Source organism: Levilactobacillus zymae DSM 19395 (assembly GCF_001434115.1).
Lineage (GTDB): Bacteria > Bacillota > Bacilli > Lactobacillales > Lactobacillaceae > Levilactobacillus > Levilactobacillus zymae.
Genome location: NZ_AZDW01000037.1, coordinates 33,957 through 52,545 on the forward strand (window position 1 = coordinate 33,957; position 18,589 = coordinate 52,545).

Annotated in this window: 16 protein-coding genes; 13 read left to right on the forward strand and 3 right to left on the reverse strand. The window is 49.3% G+C overall.

Features of this window, described 5'->3' with window-relative positions; translation table 11 throughout:
- Positions 1-584: 584 nt before the first annotated feature.
- The 4 genes from FD38_RS09135 (at position 585) to FD38_RS09150 (ending at position 6,163) form a co-directional block, all read left to right on the forward strand.
- The gene (locus FD38_RS09135; protein WP_057733486.1) at positions 585-1,955 is read left to right on the forward strand and encodes a hypothetical protein; all 1,371 of its coding nucleotides are present in this window, start codon (positions 585-587) and stop codon (positions 1,953-1,955) included.
- Positions 1,956-2,271: 316 nt separating this feature from the next.
- Entirely contained in the window at positions 2,272-3,675 is a 1,404-nt protein-coding gene (locus FD38_RS09140) for a hypothetical protein (RefSeq protein WP_057733488.1), read from the forward strand.
- Positions 3,676-3,850: 175 nt separating this feature from the next.
- Positions 3,851-5,215, forward strand: coding sequence for a hypothetical protein (locus tag FD38_RS13130; RefSeq protein ID WP_057733490.1), 1,365 nt, complete (start codon positions 3,851-3,853; stop codon positions 5,213-5,215).
- Between the two features lie 198 nt (positions 5,216-5,413).
- On the forward strand, positions 5,414-6,163 hold the full coding sequence (locus FD38_RS09150) for a MucBP domain-containing protein (protein ID WP_057733492.1): 750 nt from the start codon (positions 5,414-5,416) through the stop codon (positions 6,161-6,163).
- Between the two features lie 59 nt (positions 6,164-6,222).
- Here the strand turns inward: FD38_RS09150 and FD38_RS09155 are convergent, their stop codons facing one another.
- On the reverse strand, positions 6,223-6,855 hold the full coding sequence (locus tag FD38_RS09155) for a hypothetical protein (RefSeq protein WP_147007830.1): 633 nt from the start codon (positions 6,853-6,855) through the stop codon (positions 6,223-6,225).
- Between the two features lie 350 nt (positions 6,856-7,205).
- Here FD38_RS09155 and FD38_RS09160 point away from each other — a divergent pair, with 350 nt between their 5' ends.
- Together FD38_RS09160 and FD38_RS09165 are read left to right on the forward strand one after the other, a co-directional pair.
- On the forward strand, positions 7,206-8,018 hold the full coding sequence (locus tag FD38_RS09160) for a hypothetical protein (RefSeq protein ID WP_057733496.1): 813 nt from the start codon (positions 7,206-7,208) through the stop codon (positions 8,016-8,018).
- A gap of 206 nt (positions 8,019-8,224) precedes the next feature.
- On the forward strand, positions 8,225-8,614 hold the full coding sequence (locus FD38_RS09165; protein WP_057733498.1) for a MarR family winged helix-turn-helix transcriptional regulator: 390 nt from the start codon (positions 8,225-8,227) through the stop codon (positions 8,612-8,614).
- Between the two features lie 67 nt (positions 8,615-8,681).
- Here FD38_RS09165 and FD38_RS09170 read toward each other — a convergent pair whose 3' ends face one another.
- Both FD38_RS09170 and FD38_RS09175 read right to left on the reverse strand, forming a co-directional pair.
- Positions 8,682-8,942 (reverse strand): hypothetical protein, encoded by a 261-nt coding sequence (locus FD38_RS09170; RefSeq protein WP_057733500.1) that lies wholly within the window; start codon positions 8,940-8,942, stop codon positions 8,682-8,684.
- A gap of 131 nt (positions 8,943-9,073) precedes the next feature.
- The gene (locus FD38_RS09175; RefSeq protein WP_057733502.1) at positions 9,074-9,643 is read right to left on the reverse strand and encodes a hypothetical protein; all 570 of its coding nucleotides are present in this window, start codon (positions 9,641-9,643) and stop codon (positions 9,074-9,076) included.
- Between the two features lie 327 nt (positions 9,644-9,970).
- Here FD38_RS09175 and FD38_RS09180 point away from each other — a divergent pair, with 327 nt between their 5' ends.
- From FD38_RS09180 to FD38_RS09210, 7 genes are all read left to right on the forward strand, one after another.
- A complete protein-coding gene (locus tag FD38_RS09180) occupies positions 9,971-10,237 on the forward strand; it encodes a hypothetical protein (RefSeq protein ID WP_057733504.1) in 267 nt (88 codons plus the stop codon).
- Positions 10,238-10,403: 166 nt separating this feature from the next.
- On the forward strand, positions 10,404-11,045 hold the full coding sequence (locus FD38_RS09185) for an SDR family oxidoreductase (RefSeq protein WP_057733506.1): 642 nt from the start codon (positions 10,404-10,406) through the stop codon (positions 11,043-11,045).
- Positions 11,046-12,300: 1,255 nt separating this feature from the next.
- Positions 12,301-13,128, forward strand: coding sequence for an alkaline phosphatase family protein (locus FD38_RS09190; RefSeq protein WP_057733507.1), 828 nt, complete (start codon positions 12,301-12,303; stop codon positions 13,126-13,128).
- A 246-nt stretch (positions 13,129-13,374) separates the two neighbouring features.
- A complete protein-coding gene (locus tag FD38_RS09195) occupies positions 13,375-14,631 on the forward strand; it encodes a NupC/NupG family nucleoside CNT transporter (protein ID WP_057733509.1) in 1,257 nt (418 codons plus the stop codon).
- A gap of 240 nt (positions 14,632-14,871) precedes the next feature.
- Positions 14,872-16,206 (forward strand): NCS2 family permease, encoded by a 1,335-nt coding sequence (locus tag FD38_RS09200; protein WP_057733511.1) that lies wholly within the window; start codon positions 14,872-14,874, stop codon positions 16,204-16,206.
- Positions 16,207-16,281: 75 nt separating this feature from the next.
- Positions 16,282-17,196 carry a ribonucleoside hydrolase RihC gene (gene rihC / locus FD38_RS09205; RefSeq protein ID WP_057733513.1) on the forward strand — a complete coding sequence of 305 codons (915 nt, stop codon included), beginning with the start codon at positions 16,282-16,284 and terminating at the stop codon, positions 17,194-17,196.
- Between the two features lie 486 nt (positions 17,197-17,682).
- A complete protein-coding gene (locus tag FD38_RS09210) occupies positions 17,683-18,528 on the forward strand; it encodes a metallophosphoesterase family protein (RefSeq protein WP_057733515.1) in 846 nt (281 codons plus the stop codon).
- Positions 18,529-18,589: the final 61 nt, after the last annotated feature.

Below are 18,589 nucleotides of genomic sequence, written 5' to 3' on the forward strand. Positions count from 1 at the left end.
TAACTTTTTGTTGGCTAGTAAGGGTAGTGGGAGAAGCAACCCGTCCGACCGGTAGTTATTGGTCAAGTCGTTCTCGTGAAACGCGGGGCGCAACGGTCAAGGGGCGACCTGAAGGCAAAATAAAAGACCGGCGAGAGCATTTCGCCGGTCATCCCTTAAAGAGATTAGTCGTTTCCGTTCTCCGCGGAAGCGATCACTTTAAGGCTACATTGCGTTGCCAAAAAGCATCACCCCCTTTCATTTGATACTTGCAGTTTAGAACCTTTGGGGTGGAAATGCAAGTGACTTGCTTAACCTTAATGGTGGATTAAATTTAACCAAAAAATAGAATGCAAAATAATAGTAACGAAGCCGTTACAAGTAACAGTAATATTACAAAACCCATAAAAATATTTCATTCGGACGACAAAGGAAGCAATTTCCTTGTTTCTAGGGCGTGGAATCGCTATAATCGGATTTGTAGTTAAGGGATGGAGTCATGGTTTATTGATTGGAGAATAAAATTCTTAACAAAATCACTAATATCATGATATACTATTCCTGCTTGATAAATTACATACAATATGTTTGGAGGAAAAAAGATTATGCAATCAAGTTTAAAGAAATCTCTTTACTTGGGCCTCGCTGCATTAAGCTTTGGTGCCGTTGCTACGGTTTCAACCACTGCTTCAGCTAAGTCCTACGCAACCGCAGGTGCATATACTGCCTTAAAGACCGACGCTACTACTCGTAACGTTGAAGCTACGGGTACTAACGCACTTTACACTAAGCCAGGTACTGTTAAGGGTGCTAAGGTTGTTGCTTCCAAGGCCACTATGGCTGAATTAGCTACTTCCAAGAAGTCCGCTAACTACTTCCGTGCTTACGGTGTTAAGACCACTAACCGTGGTTCCGTTTACTACCGTGTTGTCACGATGGACGGCAAGTACCGTGGTTACGTTTACGGTGGTAAGTCTGACACTGCCTTTGCTGGTGGTATCAAGTCCGCTAACACGTTAACTGACGCAACCATGCCTGCAAATAAGACTGTTTACTTGACGAACACTAACAAGAACACTCTTTGGACTTCGCCTAAGTACACTCAATACAAGGCTTCCAAGGTAAACCTGCAAAACACTACGAGCAATGATGCTTGGACTGTTCTTGCTGCTAAGACTAAGACTCGTGAAGGTTCATTGTACTACTATGTACAAAACACCACGACTCCTACTATCAAGGGCTGGGTTTACGCTGGTGGTACTTCCACTAACAGTACCGCAGCTACTGCTTACAACAGTGTAACTATCAAGTACCAAGCTGCTGATGGTTCGACTGTATCTACTGCTTCATGGGTAAACCCAAAGGCTACGACTGCTAACGCTGGTCAAGCTGTTGCGGATGCTGATGTAAACAGTTCAAACGCTAAGTTAGCTGACTTTGTTAAGAGTGCTACGCCTACTGGCTACGTTGCTTCTTCCATCAACAACGACTTAACTGGTGTTAAGTACGGTACTACGGTTGTTATCAACGTTAACAAGCAAGCTACGTCTACGCTTTCCTTCTACGATACCACTAACGCTAACGGTATCACTGGTGGGACTGCCATGACTGCTGCTAACTTTGTTGGTGGTGTATACCCAGCTGTTACTGCTAGCGCACAACAAGCTGCTTTACAAGGTGACTCTACTGTTGCCTTCAACACTGACAACCTTGCTACTATGTTCAAGGGCGTTGCCTTCAACTCTGCTGACAAGACTTCTACTACCGATGTAAAGGCTTCTGATGGTACTACTATCAAGGCCGGCACTGTATACCACTACGTATACGGAATTGACACCGAAGCTACTAAGGCTGCTAACACGAACGCTAAGTACGGTGACAACATCAAGGTTGGTTTGAAGGTTACTAGCACTGTTGCAGGTTCTGCAACTAACACTAGTGTTTCCGACCCAACTAACAGTAACTACGCTAAGTAATCTTTGATTACCGATGCCTAGGTTCTGTGAAAAAACTCAATCCTACGGGATTGAGTTTTTTTGTGGAATAAATTAGAGATGATCTTTATTCGTATTAATATTCTCTTGCTATATAAAGCAATTTATTCCTCTTTAACACCGTATTAGGATTTTACGACATAGTTATCAAAAATGCGTGTTAACAGGACTAAAACGACATTTTATTTAGAATTTTATACTAGATTTGACTCATTATCTAGGAAACTCTTTTGAAAGATGGCGACTCTTGGTATACTTGTCCCGTAACAAAATCTAATTTACTTAGGGGAGAAATAAAATGCAATCTCGTTTGAAGAAAACATTGTATTTAAGTTTAGCTGCAATTAGTTTAGGCGCAGCGTCATTATCTGCTACATCTGCATCTGCAAAATCTTATGCTACGGCGGGCGCATACCAGGCCTTGAAGACCGATGCTACCACTCGTAACGTTGAAGCTACGGGAACTAACGCACTTTATACCAAGCCGGGGACGGTTAAGGGTGCTAAAGTTGTTGCTTCTAAGGCTACCATGGCTAAATTAGCATCATCTCAAAAGTCCTCTGATTACTTCCGTGCTTACGGTGTTAAAACTACTAACCGCGGCTCTGTTTACTATCGTGTCGTTACGATGGATGGTAAATATCGCGGCTACGTTTACGGCGGTACGGTTGCGACTGCTTTTGAAGGTGGTATCAAGTCGGCTAACACGTTAACCGATGCCACGATGCCGCTAAACAAGACCGTTTATTTATCGGATACTAATAAGGATGCACTTTGGACTTCGCCAAAGTATACCCAATATAAAGCAACTAAGATCAACTTACAAAACACGACGAGCGTTGATGCTTGGACCATTTTGGCTGCTAAGACGGAAACACGTGGAGGCGCACTTTACTATTATGTGCAAAATGCTAAAACGCCTACCATCAAGGGATGGGTTCTCGCTAGCGGGACGTCTACTAACAGCACTGCAGCTACGGCTCATAACAGTGTAACAATCAAGTACCAAGCTGCTGATGGTTCAACTGTATCTACCGTTTCATGGGTAAATCCTCAAGCTAAGACTGCAGCTAATGGTGTTGCTGTGGCTGTTAAGGCTACGGATGAAAACTCTTCTAAAGTAGGCTTAAAGGACTTCGTTGCCAAGTCTGTTCCTACAGGATACGTTGCATCTACTACTAACAATGGCTCTGACCCAGCATCCACTACTATTAATTATGGGACTACCATTGTTATTAATATTAATAAGCAAGCAACGTCTAAGCTTTCCTTCTACGATACTACTAAGGCTAACGGTATCACTGGTGGAACTGCTATGACCGCTGCTAACTTTGTTGGCGGTGTATACCCAGCGATTGCTACGAGCAAGCAAGAAGCAGCCTTACAAGGCGATGCTACTATGGCCTTCAATACTGATAATCTTACTGCTATGTTTAAAGATGTAACGATTGCCTCCACTGACAAGGTAGCTACGTCTGATATTACTGACGCGGTTGACGCTACTGGCAAGACTGTTACGGTTAAGAAGGGTGAAACTTACCACGTAGTTTACAGCATTGCTAAGGAAGCTACCAAGGCTGCTAATGCTAATGCTAAATATGGTGATAGCATCAAGGTTGGTTTAAAACAAGAGAAGTTAGTTGCGGGTTCTGCAGCTAAAACTAATGTGTCAGATCCTACTAATGGGAACTACGCTAAGTAATTTGTTGCTATAATTATAGCTAACTTTTAAAAGGGCTAACTCAGAAATGAGTTGGTCCTTTTTAGATGACGTGGCTTTTAACTAATTATTATTAATTTTTTTGCTAACCTACTGGCTAACTCTGCTATACTAAAGACCGTTCAATAAATTTACAATTTCAGAGGAGAAATACATCATGCAATCACGTTTAACTAAGACGTTATACCTTGGTTTAGCTACGTTGAGTTTAGGTGCCGTTACGACGCTGTCAACGACTGCTAGTGCTAAGAGCTACGCAAAGGTAACTTCCACTAAAACCTTAAAGACTGCCGGCGAAACGCGGAACGTTGTGTCTACGGGGACTAATGCCATCTACTCCAAGCCGGGAACGGTTAAGGGGGCTAAGGTCGTTGCGTCCAAGAAGACCATGAAGAAGTTAGCCACTTCCAAGAAGTCCGCAGATTACTTCCGGGCTTACGCCGTTACCACGACTAACAAGGGCTCCGTTTACTACAAGGTCGTTACCATGAACGGTAAGTACCGTGGTTACATCTATGGCGGAAAGAGCGCCGCTACCTTTGCCGGTGGCATCAAGTCTGTGAACACTTTGACGGACGCTAACAAGCCAGCCAACACGACCGTTTACTTCACCAAGCCAGGTAAGGCTAACGTGACGTGGAACGCGCCTAAGTACACCCAATACAAGGCTTCCAAGCAAGTTAAGGATACTACGCCATTTGCCAAGGATGCTTTGACCATCACCAAGGCCGCTACTAAGACCCGTGAAGGCTCCCTGTACTATTACGTTGAAGACGCTAAGAACCCATCCATTAACGGTTGGATCTACAGTGGTGCCGTTACGGCCACGCAAGATACTTTCGATGCTAAGTCCGACGTTAAGGTTGAGTTCAAGACGACCGATGGGACGTTAGTTAAGTCAACAACTTTATCTAAGTTGAACGAAAATGGCAAGACGACCGTTGCAACGGCGACGGGCACTGCCGTTGGAACTGACGCTACTAAGCAAGCCACTGATGCTTGGGGTGCTTCCTTGTTAACCGGGACTGGCTACGCCTACAAAGCAAGCGATTCCGTTAACGTTTCGGCCTTATCCGCTGCTAAGTCTGGCGACACGATTACGTTATACGTGACCAAGAACGCCAACGCTGATACGAAGATTAGCTTCTACAGCGTAACGAGTGACTTATCTCAAAAGGGCACGCCATTGACGGCTTACAAGTCTGGGACTGCAACGGCAACGACGGTGGTCTTCCCTAACTTAACGACCATGTTCACGGGGGCTGACGGTGCAGCTTATGCGGCTAATGACGTGCAAGCTTACCTGACGAGCAATAACCTGAACACGTTGTACACGCCTAGCTACAAAGACGGTTCTAACACCATTTATATGAAGTACACGTTCAACAGTGCTTTAGCTGGTAACTACAGCACGAAGACGAACGCTAAGGCCTTTTACACGGCTACCCAAGAAACTGGGACTTCTCCTGTAGATACGCCAGCAACGACGACCACGAATGCAAACCAAAACTACGTGGGCTAATTTTTCGTCATATAGTCAAGGCCCGGGAAACCGGGCTTTTTCTGTGCCTGAAGTTGTTTTTGGGTGTAGCCTTTAATAAACTGACCTGTGTTTCTCAACTCCTTCACCCGCTGAACTAGTTAACTAAATCTCACAGATGTTAGAATTAGGGTAGATTCAGAGAGTGAAGCACTAAAGATGCTCATGGGGGTGTGCATCATGACAACACGAAATTGGGTTAAATTTACGGTGTTGGCGGGGATCGTCGTGGGGAGCGGCGGTCTGACCACGACCGCTCAGGCGGCCAGTGACCCAGCACCGACGGGGAACACGAGTTTGCAAACTACCGCGACCGTCACGGTTCCCGAACCGGCCCCGGAGACGCCTACAGAAACGGCGTCAGCGGCTCAAGACGGGACCGTGACGGTCAGTTACCAGACCACGACCGGCAAACGGCTAGCGCCCGATAAGGTCCTGACCGGGACCGTGGGCCACGCCTATCAGGTGACGCAGCCGAAGTTTAGTGGCTACGTCCTAGCCAAGGTCGAAGGGGCCGTCAAGGGAGAATTTACCACGACACCCGGCACGGTCAAACTAGTTTATGAGCCACGCCGGGCCGCCGCAGCGACCCCGGCCGTCCCAATGAAACGTACGGCGTCAACGTCGGCACCGGCTAAATCAACCGAACCAACCGAAGCCCCGCCCCGCACGGCCACGCCACGTAACGAAACGGCAACCCGCGACGTGGCAACACCGCGGGAAACCACGACTCGAACCACGTCGCCGACTAAGGGCGTGGAGGTCTTAGGCAAGTATCCGGTCCACCGCGAGGCGTCAGCGACGCAGCGGTTACCGCAAACCGGTGAAGCCACCACGGATGCTTTTCTGCCACTGATGGGCAGCTTCCTGCTACTCACCACCCTGGGCGGAGCTGGCATCCTGAAACGCCGCGATTCAACGCTAGATTAACACAAAACGACTGGACTCACCGTTGGGGAAACGATGAGTCCAGTCGTTTTTGCGTTGCGCTAGAGGTCCATGACGGTCCCGTTGTCGTAAGCCTGGTCAACTACCGCCATCAGGTCGTCTGCGTGGGTGTACTGGCGTAGGTCGTCCGTGTTGAGGACTTCCTTCAACCACGCGACCATGTCGGCCGTCAGCGGCTTCTGCGCGGTCTCCATCTGCCAATAGATCAGCGGGGGCAGGTCGAAGTAATCCGCCAAGGAGACCACGGGCTTCTTGAGAATTGTGACCCGTAAGAAACGCAGAAGGTCCGCATAACGAAACTTGGCTGCGGGGTCGGGATTGTGAGCACTGGGGAAGTGCTGAGCCACCTGAGCACTATCGGGCCAGGGGAGCTGCATCCGCCGGAATTGCCAGGCGTGCTTGTCGAGCAGGGCCAGCATGGCGTCGCTGACCGCTTGCTTGAGGTCTACCGCCGTACGTAGTTGGGGCAAAATGGCGGGGTCGAGGGCGAAGAAACGCATGAGCAGGTCTTCCTTTTCTGGGGGGAGCCGGTCGGCCTGGCTGGTTTCGAGATTGAGATAGTACCAGAGGGGGATGTCAAACATCAACAGATCGTGTTTCAGTCCCCGAAGATCATCCTGATAAGCGCTCTGGCGAATCGTTCGTAAGATTTCACCGATCGTGTGATGCATCATATCATTCCTCCTTAGTTGCAAGGTGAGTATACCAAGCGGACCCCGTGACTTTACTGAGATATAGTTAAGAATTTAGCGAGAATTACGAATGATTTAGTTATATTTTTAATTATCATTCATTATTTTGAGCTTTAAAATGTTGCGACCGAACACGGTTAAACACCGTCAATATCAATGACAGTTTGATATGGCTTTTATCTATAGGGTGAGCTAATTTCTTGCTAATGTTCGTGGTTTATGGCATGGTAGCCATGGTAAGAGCAACGGCTAAGGCCGCCAATTACCTAAGTCCTTAAGGCTCAAGGGATTGAGTCGGTGGTGCACCCGATGAAGGGAGGGGGTGGCAGTTCATGCAACAACCTGCCTGGAACAACTTGACGCCGGATTTTCGCCGCCAGGTGGCAACCCGAAATTGTTTGGAGTTAGCTAAACTAACGCCTAAAGTGGTGACCTATCAGGTTCCCAATAAGCAGCTCGCTGTGGATTGGGATCACGTGATTTTACTGAAATATTGTGCGGGCGCCGGTCCACAACGTCACGGCACGACCATCATCTGGAACGCCTATGCGGGTTTTACCCGGACCGATGTGACGCCGCGCACGTTGATTGATCGGGTCGAACGGAGCAGTCCGGTTACGTGGCTCGACATGCAAGCGTATACAGACGTCAGTGGCGGCCGGGGACCGCTATCGTACGTCTTAGGCCAGCTACAATTGATTCCGATTGAGAACAAGAAGACTCATTATAGCTGGCTGAACGGCCGGTACCTGCAGACTGTCAACCCGTATAACTTGAGTAAATCGGGGAAGCAGTCACTGATTCTACTGACGACCACCAACGAAATCCTGATCCAAGATTCCGCTAAGCGGTTAAATGAAAAGTGGGACATAGCCAATAAAATAAGACGTATTCAACAAATGAACAAGGAATATAATAACGAATTGTACGGTTCACATTATTTAGCAACTGTGCAAGTTCCAGCGGATTTGAGAAAATTTCAAATTCGGATCCAGACCTTGTTAGTGGCGTACGTCGAGAAGCATTTACCAGTAAACTGGACGGCGACTGAACGGGACAAAATCGTTGATGCGGCCCGGCATAATCAGCCTTGGCCGCTAGACGAAACGGGTCCAGCGGAACGGACTGAACGGGTGGATATTTGATCCCCAACGACTCATAAATAATAAAATATTTAACACGGTCGTGACCTGTTTACAGTATAGTCATTTGTTCTATGTTACAATACGAAGAGTATCAGCTTAGTCAATCAGCATTTTGCGGGCTGAGCTGATTCGCGATGACTAATGTTTACGACGACCATTTCCCGGCTTGTCACCCAGAAATGGCCGGCATGAGGAGGAAGAGCAGCATGACAGAAGATGAAATGGCCATGGATATTGAGCGGATTCACCAACTGAATTCTATCCTACGACCCTTTATCAAACGACCGAGCAGTGGGGACGCGGTCACGTTTGAACAATATCGAATTTTACACGAGCTGGTTCACGAAAAGACCAGTACCAGTGAATTGTCTCGGCGGTTGCACGTCGGTCAATCCATGATTTCGATTCAAATCAGCCGGTTACTTAAAGGCGGCTACATCCAAGACGAAACCTTGCCGACCGATCGGCGGTACCACGTCTTTCAGATTACGCCGCAGGGCGAGGCCATTCACGAACACGTGAGTCTGGTCTTAGCCCACGAGCTCCCGCAACTAATGGCGAAGTTAGCCACCTACGTGAAGCCAGCTCAAGGCTAAACACGACTTGAGGTCAGACAAAAAGGCCGAGACACTTGGTGTCTCGACCTTTTTGTGTCGGGGCCGCTTATTCAGCAGCTTCGACCTTTTCGTCGACGGGTTCTGCGATGGCCTCGCCAGCGTCGTTCACCAATTGGAGTTCCGTTTGGCGGATGACCACGAGATCACCGAAAGAATCAATCTTGTCCGTTTCTTTCTTCTTTAATTGTTCCGGTTCTACCTTAACCAAGACAGAGTGTTCGTAAACCTTGGTGACGGAGCCGTAGAATGACGTTGAAAACAGTTCCGTTTCCTTACAATAAACCCGGTCATTTTCGTGTAAAGCCATGAATGATCGTCCCCCATAAAAGTAATTTATAACAGGGTAATGGCAACGAGCTAAAAAGTCAAGAAAAATCGGAATGTTTTTTTATTTAAGATAATTATTAAGGGAATCACCTTATAAACTATCAAAGTACCCTAATGGTGACGGAGTTGGGCAATCCGTTCTTGGGTGGCGAATTTCTGTAAGAGTTCGCTTTGTTTGGCCGTTTGAGTGGCTAGATCCGTCAAAAAATCGATTTCTAGATCACTTAGCGGTGCCTGGGATTGTGCGGCGGTCAGTAGGTCGTCGACGGCCTGGTCCAACCGGTCGTTGGCCGTGTGGAGGGCGGCGAACGCTGACGTGGCGGTCAAGCCGACCCCGGGCGTCGACGTGCGGGACGACTTGGTCGCTGGGACAGCTGACGTAGCGGAGTCCTTCGCTGGTTTGACGTCCGCGTCGGCCACGAAGTAATAGTAGACTTCGCGCGGCTTTAAAGCCGCCTTTTGGATTCGGTGGTCGATGGACGGTGCCGCGGAGACGGCCCCCATGACGGCGGTCTGCGGGTAACCCTGTTCGCCTAACATCTGCCGTAATTGCACGGCCCGGATGCCCCGGATACCGGGGAACCGCTGCTCGGACACGACCTCAATTTTATCCTCATCTTGTAGCCAGGCAATGATCTGCTTACGGATCTTGGCCGCCTGACTATTCTTGGTATTCGCCAATATATGTCACCCTCCAACCGGCAATTAATGATTAATTATTGTCGGAATTATTAATAATATTAGACCATTTTTTAGGGGGCCGATGCAAGCACTAAACGTGGCTTTTCGTGAATTACGGGTCATTTTTCGGGGCCCCTGCAAATTTCTCAGTCAAATATGGTACAATCGACGTACATGGTGAAATTTTAGGGGCGACAATCCCCCTCAGCTTCCACGTGATTGGCCGCAGGACGAGAATGCGACTGCCGATCGGAAGTCCCGACGGCGGGGGCCATTGGCCATCTGCGCGTCCAGTAGTCAGTTTATTGAATATAGGAGTGAACAATTTTGCATATTTTTAGAGATGAAAACGGAATTCGCCTGGTGGTTTCCCATCAACTGGGCCACTTTGCGGCACGCTTCGCAGACTATGCGCCAGAGCAGGAGTTCATCAACTACGAACTAAGCAAGGATAAGCGGGGACGTTATCATCTAGTCATCGAGAAAACGAACCTCACGGAACTCGCAGCCCCAGTTTTTCAAAAGGAACTGGTCTTCGGAGACTTGGGTGATACCCTGACCCCGCTGGCTGGCGTGACCCTGATGTTAATCTAGTTTGGAACCAAAGCGCCACCACCTAACGTTATGTTGGGTGGTGGTTTTTATTTTTCTATAATATTACAGGGTAATTAGTCGTTTCGGTGAGACGTGTGAGTTGCATAATGTAATTATCAGAGTTACAGTATAGACAACAAATCAATCATAAAGGGGTTTTGTTCTCATGACAAACGTATTAGTTCTTGGTGCTCACGGTAAGATCGCCCGGTTAGCTACGGCAATGTTGCTCGCCGACACCGACGCAAAGTTGACCCTCTTCTTACGGAACGCGCAACGCTTAAGCGACGCCGCTAGCGACCGGGTCACGGTTGTCGACGGCGACGCTGCTAACGTCAACGACCTGACGCAAGCCATGGCCGGGATTGACGTGGTGTACGCGAACCTGGCGGGGCACAATATCGAAGCCCAGGCACAAGCGGTAGTGACCGCGATGGGGCAGGCCGGCGTTAAGCGGCTGATCTGGATTTCCACGTTGGGCATTTACGACGAAGTCCCTGGCGCCTATGGTCGGTGGAACCATCAGATGCTGGACGGCGGCTACCTGGAGACCTATGCAGCTGCGGCGAAGGTCATTGAGGGTTCGCCGCTCGACTACACGATCATCCGGCCGGCCTGGTTGTCGAACCACGACGAAGTGGCCTACGAAACCACTCAGAAGAACGAACCCTTCAAGGGCACCGAGGTCTCACGGAAGAGTATCGCGGCGGTGGTCACCAAGCTGGTCGCAGATCCTAGCCAACACGTGCGCGAATCGCTGGGGGTTAACAAACCGAATACCGACGGCGACAAGCCAGCCTGGTACTAGGAAATTAGGGCTTAGTCATCTAAACAAGCAAAAAGTGTGCAATTTAGGACGATTCGCTGTATAACTAAAGTGTGCGTTTAAAGATAGCGCATAGCAGTAAGTACCTTACTTAACGGATAACTTATAATCATACTGAGTCCGCATTATAGAACCTTTCCTCCAAACAAGAACCTATAAGTTTTGTGGCCGTTGGTTATGGGCTATGCGAACCGAGTGTCGACATCCTGGTGGTGGCGGCACTTTTTTTGACCAATTTTCGGCTAATTAAGCGGGCGATAAATTTTTGAATATTTTGGTTGCAACCGCTTACAACTCGTGTTATATTATAGGCGTAGAAAGGATCAGGGGTGGTCAATTCAGTAACAAGTACCACTTGATCTAGTTGATACAACGTGTCAGTTTCGTAAAGCCGATTTCCGTTTTGACGTAAGTCTGGTTTAGAAGTACGAACACCAGTACCAAGCACCATGTTCCACAAGTTACAGCTTCAGGATTTAGCACCATGCGTCAGAACCAACAGGTAAACCTTCTAACGAACTCTAGGAAGAAACAAACGTAAAGCTTCAGGGTTTAGGCACTTCACAAGAATTGAATAGGGTTTTAGCAACACCGTGAAAATTGTTCTGAGATGGATAAACAAAGTTACACCTAGAGCTCGGAGGTCAGCTTAGTCAGGATCATGCGAGGATTTCAAGAAGAATCGTTAGAGCGTTGACTGAACGGGTTGATGAAGGAATTAAGGAAACACTGAAAACGGTAGCCAGAAATTAAATGGATGAGAATGGTTGCGTCAGTTCAGTCGGAAAAATATAGTGTATGAGGCGATTAAGAATTATTAAGATTACAAGACGGAAATTCCGGGATCACGCCTACCTTTCTACGACCGAGTAGACTTCAAGTTGATTCTTTATCAAACTTGAAGTCTATTTTTGACCCCTCGAGTTAGTCGGTGGACCCATTAGTTAAGGCCATAATCTAAACAAACGTTCAGGCTCAGTCCCCCCACCTAAGACGGGGATTCCGGGTAAATTGCCCCACGTAAATCCTTTTAACTTAAATGATAACGGTTTCGAAACGCTGATTTGACGGTCTTAACCACTAAGCAGTTAATGGGCATAATGTTCGGAAAAACCGGCTTTTTACGATTTTCTTAAATCGGGGATTTACAGCGCTTTATTGAAAAGGTATATTATTACTAAGGCCCACAACGAATCTAGTTCGGAAAACACCGTTATGGGAAGAGGGAGTGAGTCACGTGGCCTTTCATCGCATTTTCGTTGTTGATTTTGCCGGTTTGGGATTAGGCGAAGCGTCCGATGCCAACCGCTTTCAATCCGTAGGTGCCGATACGCTCGGCCATGTCGCAGTTAGTTGGCCCGGTCAACTAAAGCTCCCAACATTACAGCAATTAGGTCTGGGCAATATTCGGATTGACCATCCCGTCGCCGGCGTTGAACCGGTCGACCATCCCTTAGGGTTCTACGGGCGCCTGCACATGGCGGCTCAGGGGAACCGGCGGCCCACGGGGCTGCGGGAGATGTGGGATTACACCGGAGAGATTCGCACGGAAAACGTGTTTACCACGTTGACGGCCGCGGGTTATCCCGTGACCTTAGCGGGACCGTTTCTTAGCTACTTAGCTACCCAGACGCCGGCCAGCCGGTATCAGGTCGGTAGTAACCAGGCTAGTTTCCGGATTCTCTACGAGCGGTTGAACGATCCGGCTTCCGGGTTGACTTACATCTCTTTGCCGGAGATGCGGTTTGCCGGCGAGCATCAGGACCTGATGGGTTTCGGTACCGCGTTGACGGCGGCCGACCATTACCTGGAACAGGTGGTCCACGATATGGGGGCGAACGACCTCTTGATCGTCACGGCCACCCACGCCGCCGACCCGACCTTCGGCTTAACGCCGACGCGGGAGTATCTCCCGTTGCTGGTGTACTCCCCATCACGGGCCAACGGTTTTGCCTTAGGCATTCGGCGGACCTTAGCCGACGTGGGCGCCACCATCCTCGAGAACTACGGGGTGGCCGCGACCAGCGCCGGACATAGTTTATTAAATGAAATTACGCAAATCTAGCGAACAAATCCTTGAAAGGGGGTGAGGGACAGCATCAAGCCGCTTCAACGGCGTAAAGCGCAAGGACTAACGGCAGGTATATCACTTATTCAAATTTCACCAATCCCGTTAGGCTTTCCCGTTGAACCGGTGTCGTTCGTGACAGGAATTATGCGTACATAGTTTCTGCAAGTAACATCGTGTCCTAACGTGGGCAGTGGGGCGCCACGCCACGTTAAACAATATCGGAAAGAGGTATTTTGACCAATGTTAGTCGCAATTAATATTCTCGGGGTAATCGTTTACCTCGCTATTGCCTTTCTTTTCTCCAAGAATAAGAAAAAGATCCACTGGCGTTCAGTGGGTATCGTGTTAGTACTTAACGTCGTATTAGCCTGGTTCTTCACGAGTTTCAGTATCGGGCAAGACATTGTTAAGGGTGCGGCCGATGGGTTCAACTGGTTAGTCCAAGTGGCTTACCAAGGGATCGTCTTCGCCTTACCTAACTGGGTTACGCCGGAATTCGGTGGGACCGCTAAGTCAATGAACTTCGTTACGAGTTCATTGCTGCCAATTTTATTGGTTGTTCCAATGTTCGATATCCTGACTTACATCGGGGTCTTACCTTGGATCATCAAGTGGGTTGGTCGTGGCCTTTCCTTCATTACCGGTCAACCAAAGTTCGAATCATTCTTCTCCGTTGAAATGATGTTCTTAGGGAACACTGAAGCCTTAGCCGTTTCCCAATTACAATTAAAGAGTATGCGTAAGGAACGGAACTTAACGCTGGCCATGATGTCCATGTCATGTATCACGGCGTCCATTCTGGGGGCTTATACCCAAATGGTTCCTGGTCAATTCGTTTTGACGGCCGTTCCAATTAACATCTTAAACGCAATCATTGTCACGAACTTATTGAACCCCGTTGACGTGGCTCCTGAAGAAGACACCATCGCTAAGATTGGTGGCTCCAGTGCCAGCGCCGCTACTGAGGGTGTTGAAGAAGACGGCAAGAAGGAACCATTCTTCTCCTTCTTGGGTGACTCTATCTTGGGTGCCGGTCGTCTGATCTTGATCATCGCCGCTAACGTTATCGCCTTCGTTGCCTTAGCTGCCTTGATCGATAAGCTGTTGGGCTTATTCAACCCATGGCTGTCTTTGGAACACATCTTAGGGATCATCATGTTCCCATTTGCTTGGTTAATGGGTCTGAACGTGCACGACGCGTTCGAATTTGCCCAATACATGGGGACTAAGTTAGTCACGAACGAATTCGTGGTTATGGGTAAGATTGCTTCCACCATCAACACTGGTGCCTTCTCCGCTCACTACCGCGCAATTCTGACGGTCTTCTTAACTTCCTTCGCCAACTTCTCTACGACTGGTATGATCATCGGTTGTTTCAAGGGGATTGTCGACCAAGAAAACAACGACTTGATTTCTAAGAACGTTGGTTACATGTTACTTTCCGGGATTCTGGTTTCCTTGCTTTCTGCCGGGATCGTTGGGATCTTCGTTTGGTAATCAATTTGCATTAAACTGTTTTGAAAAGATAGCCCAGGGGCCTGGCCACTGGGCTATCTGTGTCAGGTGACCTCGTGGTTTAGTTTAGACGAGGTTTCGGCTGATGCGCGTCATCGGCCGTACGGGTGCCGACCTTCCTAGCAGGGGAGTGAAACCCAGCCGGGTGCGTGAGACCATTCGGTTGCAAAGCCCGTGAAGTCTGTACGTCGGGTTGTGGCGTATTGAAAGATAGGGAAATCTATGGATAAGCAACAAGCGCAGGCGCAACGAGCGGAATCGGCCATTGAACGGGCCAACAACATGACGCTCCGTGAAGCCTTGCGAGATAAGGAGGTCGTTCGCAACGAAATCATTGCGGGCGTGACGGGCTTCTTTGCCATCTCCTACATTATTATTGTGAACCCGCTGATTCTGAAGGATGCGGGGATTCCGACCGACCTGAGTGTCTTTGCGACGATCTTCTCGTCCGTGATTGGGTGTCTGATTATGGCCTTCTGGTCCAACGCCCCAATCATCTTGACGCCGGGAATGGGAGTCAACGCCTTCTTTACCTACACGATTGTGGTCAACATGGGCCTCAGTTGGCAGGAAGCCTTGGGAATCGCGGCCGTTGCCAGTTTTGCGTACATGTTGATCGCCTTCACCAAGGTGTCGACGATTCTCTCGGAGGCGATTCCCGAATCGCTGAAGAGTGGGATTACCGCGGGAATTGGGCTCTTCTTGGTCGAAATCGGCCTGGAAAAAGCGGGCCTGATCGTCGCCGGTAAATCGTCACTGATCGTGTTGGGGGACTTGACCAAGCCAACGCCGTTACTCGCGTTGTTTGGCTTAGTCTTGAGTTTGATTCTGTATCTGCGAAAGATTAAAGGGAACTTCTTCATTGCCATCATTGCCACTAGTCTGCTGGCGTTCTTCTTGGGCGTCAAAGACAGTGACACACCCAATGTGGATTTGGCGCGCTTGGGGCAATACCATAAGATCGTGTTCCAAAACGACTTCTCCCACTTGATTAGCACGCCGTTTATCTTGGCCGCCTTTTCGATGACCATGATTCTGGTGTTCGAGTCGATGGGCCTCTTGCAAGGGTTACTCCCGAACAAGCAGAAGTTTAAGAAGACCTTCGAAGGGAGTTCCGTCACCACCTTCCTCTCCGGCTTTATGGGGACCAGCCCAACTGTGGCGGCCGCCGAAAGTGCTTCGGGGATCGAAAGTGGGGGCCGGACCGGGATTATGGCGTTAGTCGCCGCCGTCCTGTTTGCCCTGTCACTGATCTTCGTGCCGCTACTGGCCTACGTGCCGTCTGCGGCGATTGCGCCCGTGATTATCATTACGGGGGCGTTAATGATGGCCGCTATCGGTAACATTCAGATGGCGGACTTCTCCGAATGGTTCCCCGCGTTTTTAATCATCGTGTTGATTCCATTCACCAATAGTATTTCGACCGGATTGGCCTTTGGCTTTGTGGCTTACCCGATTATGAAACTCGCCATCGGCAAGGGTAAAACCTTGACCTGGCCAGTTTACCTGCTGGGAGTACTGTTCCTACTGGACTTGGTCTTTAGTGCCATGCTCTAGTAGGGCGTGCTTTCCCGGTAAAACGTAAGCGGTTACGAGCTGTGAAATTTGAGTACTTTTTAGGAGGAAATAAAAATGACGATTAAGATTTTAATGGATACCGACCCCGGAATTGACGATGCTGCTGCCTTAACCATGGCGATCAACGACCCTAAGATTGACTTGAAGTTGATCACCACGGTGGCGGGTAATGTGACGGTCGACAAGACCACCAAGAATGCCTTGAAGATCGTGCGGTTCTTCAACCAAGACATCCCAGTGGCGGCTGGTGCCGAACAACCACTGTTCAAGGACTTTGAAGATGCTGCGCGGATTCACGGGGAATCCGGGATGCCCGGTTACGATTTCCCAGAAGACCTGCCTAAGCCGTTGAACAAGACGGCCGTGGAAGCCTTACATGACGAAATCATGGCCAGCAACGACCCAATTACTTTGGTTCCAACGGGGTCGTATACCAACATCGCCTTACTCTTCTCCGAATACCCAGAAGTAAAGAGCCACATCGACCGGATCGTGGCCATGGGTGGTGCCTTAGGCAAGGGGAACATGACCAGTGCGGCCGAATTCAACGTCTTCACCGACCCAGATGCCGCCGCCATCGTCTACAAGTCCGGTATTCCAATCGTTATGGTGGGCTTGGACATCACCATGAAGGCCTTACTGACCAACGAAAACATCGAAAAACTCCAACACTTAAATGAAGCCGGGCAAATGTTGCACGACATCATCATTAACGATGGGGACCACAACGACAAGGGGAGTGCGATGCACGACGTCAACACCATCTTCTACCTCTTGCACCCAGAAGCCATTACGACCGAAGACATGTGGGTCGACGTGGTCACTCAAGGTCCAGCGATTGGGGAAACCGTTGGCGATATCCGGGGGGCTTACCACAACGGTAAGACCAACGCTAAGGTGTCTGTCGACATCGACGACCAAGCCTTCAACGACTGGTTCATGGAAGAAGTTAAGAACATTAAGATGTAAGTAAACGATTAGTTTGGCGGATTTTGCCAAGCAATGCGTGGAAAACGTTCCGTTGCCTGACCGGTGACGGGACGTTTTTTGGAATCTTTACACAAACGACAACCTAACGATACGGAAACGCGACGTTGGCTTGCTATGATAAGGGTGAATCAGGGGGAAAGAAGATGGTTTGCATGTCTGTCATGGATACCGAAACCTTAATCTTGTTAATTTTGACCTGGTTACCGATGTTATGGCTTTCTAAGCCAGCCCATCATCGTCGCTAGTCTTTCCGTTGGATCGTGTTAATGTCCGCCATGAGAGCGGGGTTAGCACGATTTTTTTGCTATCTTGGTTTGTGCGGTATTTGCGGAAACTTTACACGATGTTGACACGGACCATACCAATAATTTACATAAAGTCGCTATGCTTAGGGGAGACAACTAGGTGTGGTCGACGGCCGGAGTCCGGCGGCCACAATTTTCAGTGCGATAGGGGCAACGTTGGATGAACAAATATACAGTGATTCACGTGTCCGATGTGCAACTCACACCACCACTACCGACGGCGGGGACCGCGGCAGTCGCGAATCTGCAACTGGTCTTTGATGACATCGCTAATCAGGGAACGCAACCGGATTTGATCGTTATCGGTGGCGACTTGATTCAGCGGGGCAGCGAGGCGGATTACCGGTGGTTACGGACATACCTGACACAGCAAAGCGAGCGATTGAACGCGCCGATTCAGGTCATCTTGGGCGACCAAGACAACCGCGACGCCTTTAATGCGGGCTACTTAGGTCAAGCTGCCCGCCCGTATTACGCGTATAAGCAGAACCACCAAAACATGGATTTTTATTTCTTAGATTCGAAATGGGAAACGCGGCGGTCAGCCGGTTGGCTGGTCCGCGACCAACTCGACTGGTTGAACAAAAGTTTGCACCTCGCCCCCCGGCGGCGCGCCTTTATTTTTCTGCATCACCCACTGGACGCGCCGGCCTTGCGTAACCTGCGTTACACGCTTCTGCAGAACAACCGGGAGCTGCTCGCCATTCTGCACGGACATAACGTGGGGGGCATCTTCGCGGGCCACTTGCACTTTGCCGCCAATTATTTAGTGGATAATACGCTGCCGGTAACCGTGGCGGGGGCGGCATCGACCTACATCGATTGTCGCGACCCACACCAGCACGAGGTTCACGTGGCCGTGAGCTACAACGTGATCACCATTGAGCGGGGCATCGCTAGTGTGACGGTGCGGCCACTTCGCTTTGATCCCATGGTCCAGGCGGTGATCCCGGTGGGCAATACCGGCTTTACTAAGCACCGACCGCGGCTACTGCGTCCCCGGTGAGCATAACCGGGGAAATATTATAAAAAATCAGGGAAACGCTGGGAATAACTTCCCAGTTGTT

Excerpts from the sequence above, each read along its gene's own strand:
- FD38_RS09140 (WP_057733488.1), top strand. The coding sequence starts at position 2,272 with ATGCAATCTCGTTTGAAGAAAACATTGTATTTAAGTTTAGCTGCAATT.
- FD38_RS09155 (WP_147007830.1), bottom strand. The coding sequence starts at position 6,855 with ATGATGCATCACACGATCGGTGAAATCTTACGAACGATTCGCCAGAGC.
- FD38_RS13130 (WP_057733490.1), top strand. The coding sequence starts at position 3,851 with ATGCAATCACGTTTAACTAAGACGTTATACCTTGGTTTAGCTACGTTG.
- FD38_RS09210 (WP_057733515.1), top strand. The coding sequence starts at position 17,683 with ATGAACAAATATACAGTGATTCACGTGTCCGATGTGCAACTCACACCA.
- FD38_RS09200 (WP_057733511.1), top strand. The coding sequence starts at position 14,872 with ATGGATAAGCAACAAGCGCAGGCGCAACGAGCGGAATCGGCCATTGAA.
- FD38_RS09170 (WP_057733500.1), bottom strand. The coding sequence starts at position 8,942 with ATGGCTTTACACGAAAATGACCGGGTTTATTGTAAGGAAACGGAACTG.
- FD38_RS09185 (WP_057733506.1), top strand. The coding sequence starts at position 10,404 with ATGACAAACGTATTAGTTCTTGGTGCTCACGGTAAGATCGCCCGGTTA.
- FD38_RS09165 (WP_057733498.1), top strand. The coding sequence starts at position 8,225 with ATGACAGAAGATGAAATGGCCATGGATATTGAGCGGATTCACCAACTG.
- FD38_RS09195 (WP_057733509.1), top strand. The coding sequence starts at position 13,375 with ATGTTAGTCGCAATTAATATTCTCGGGGTAATCGTTTACCTCGCTATT.
- rihC (WP_057733513.1), top strand. The coding sequence starts at position 16,282 with ATGACGATTAAGATTTTAATGGATACCGACCCCGGAATTGACGATGCT.
- FD38_RS09160 (WP_057733496.1), top strand. The coding sequence starts at position 7,206 with ATGCAACAACCTGCCTGGAACAACTTGACGCCGGATTTTCGCCGCCAG.
- FD38_RS09135 (WP_057733486.1), top strand. The coding sequence starts at position 585 with ATGCAATCAAGTTTAAAGAAATCTCTTTACTTGGGCCTCGCTGCATTA.
- FD38_RS09150 (WP_057733492.1), top strand. The coding sequence starts at position 5,414 with ATGACAACACGAAATTGGGTTAAATTTACGGTGTTGGCGGGGATCGTC.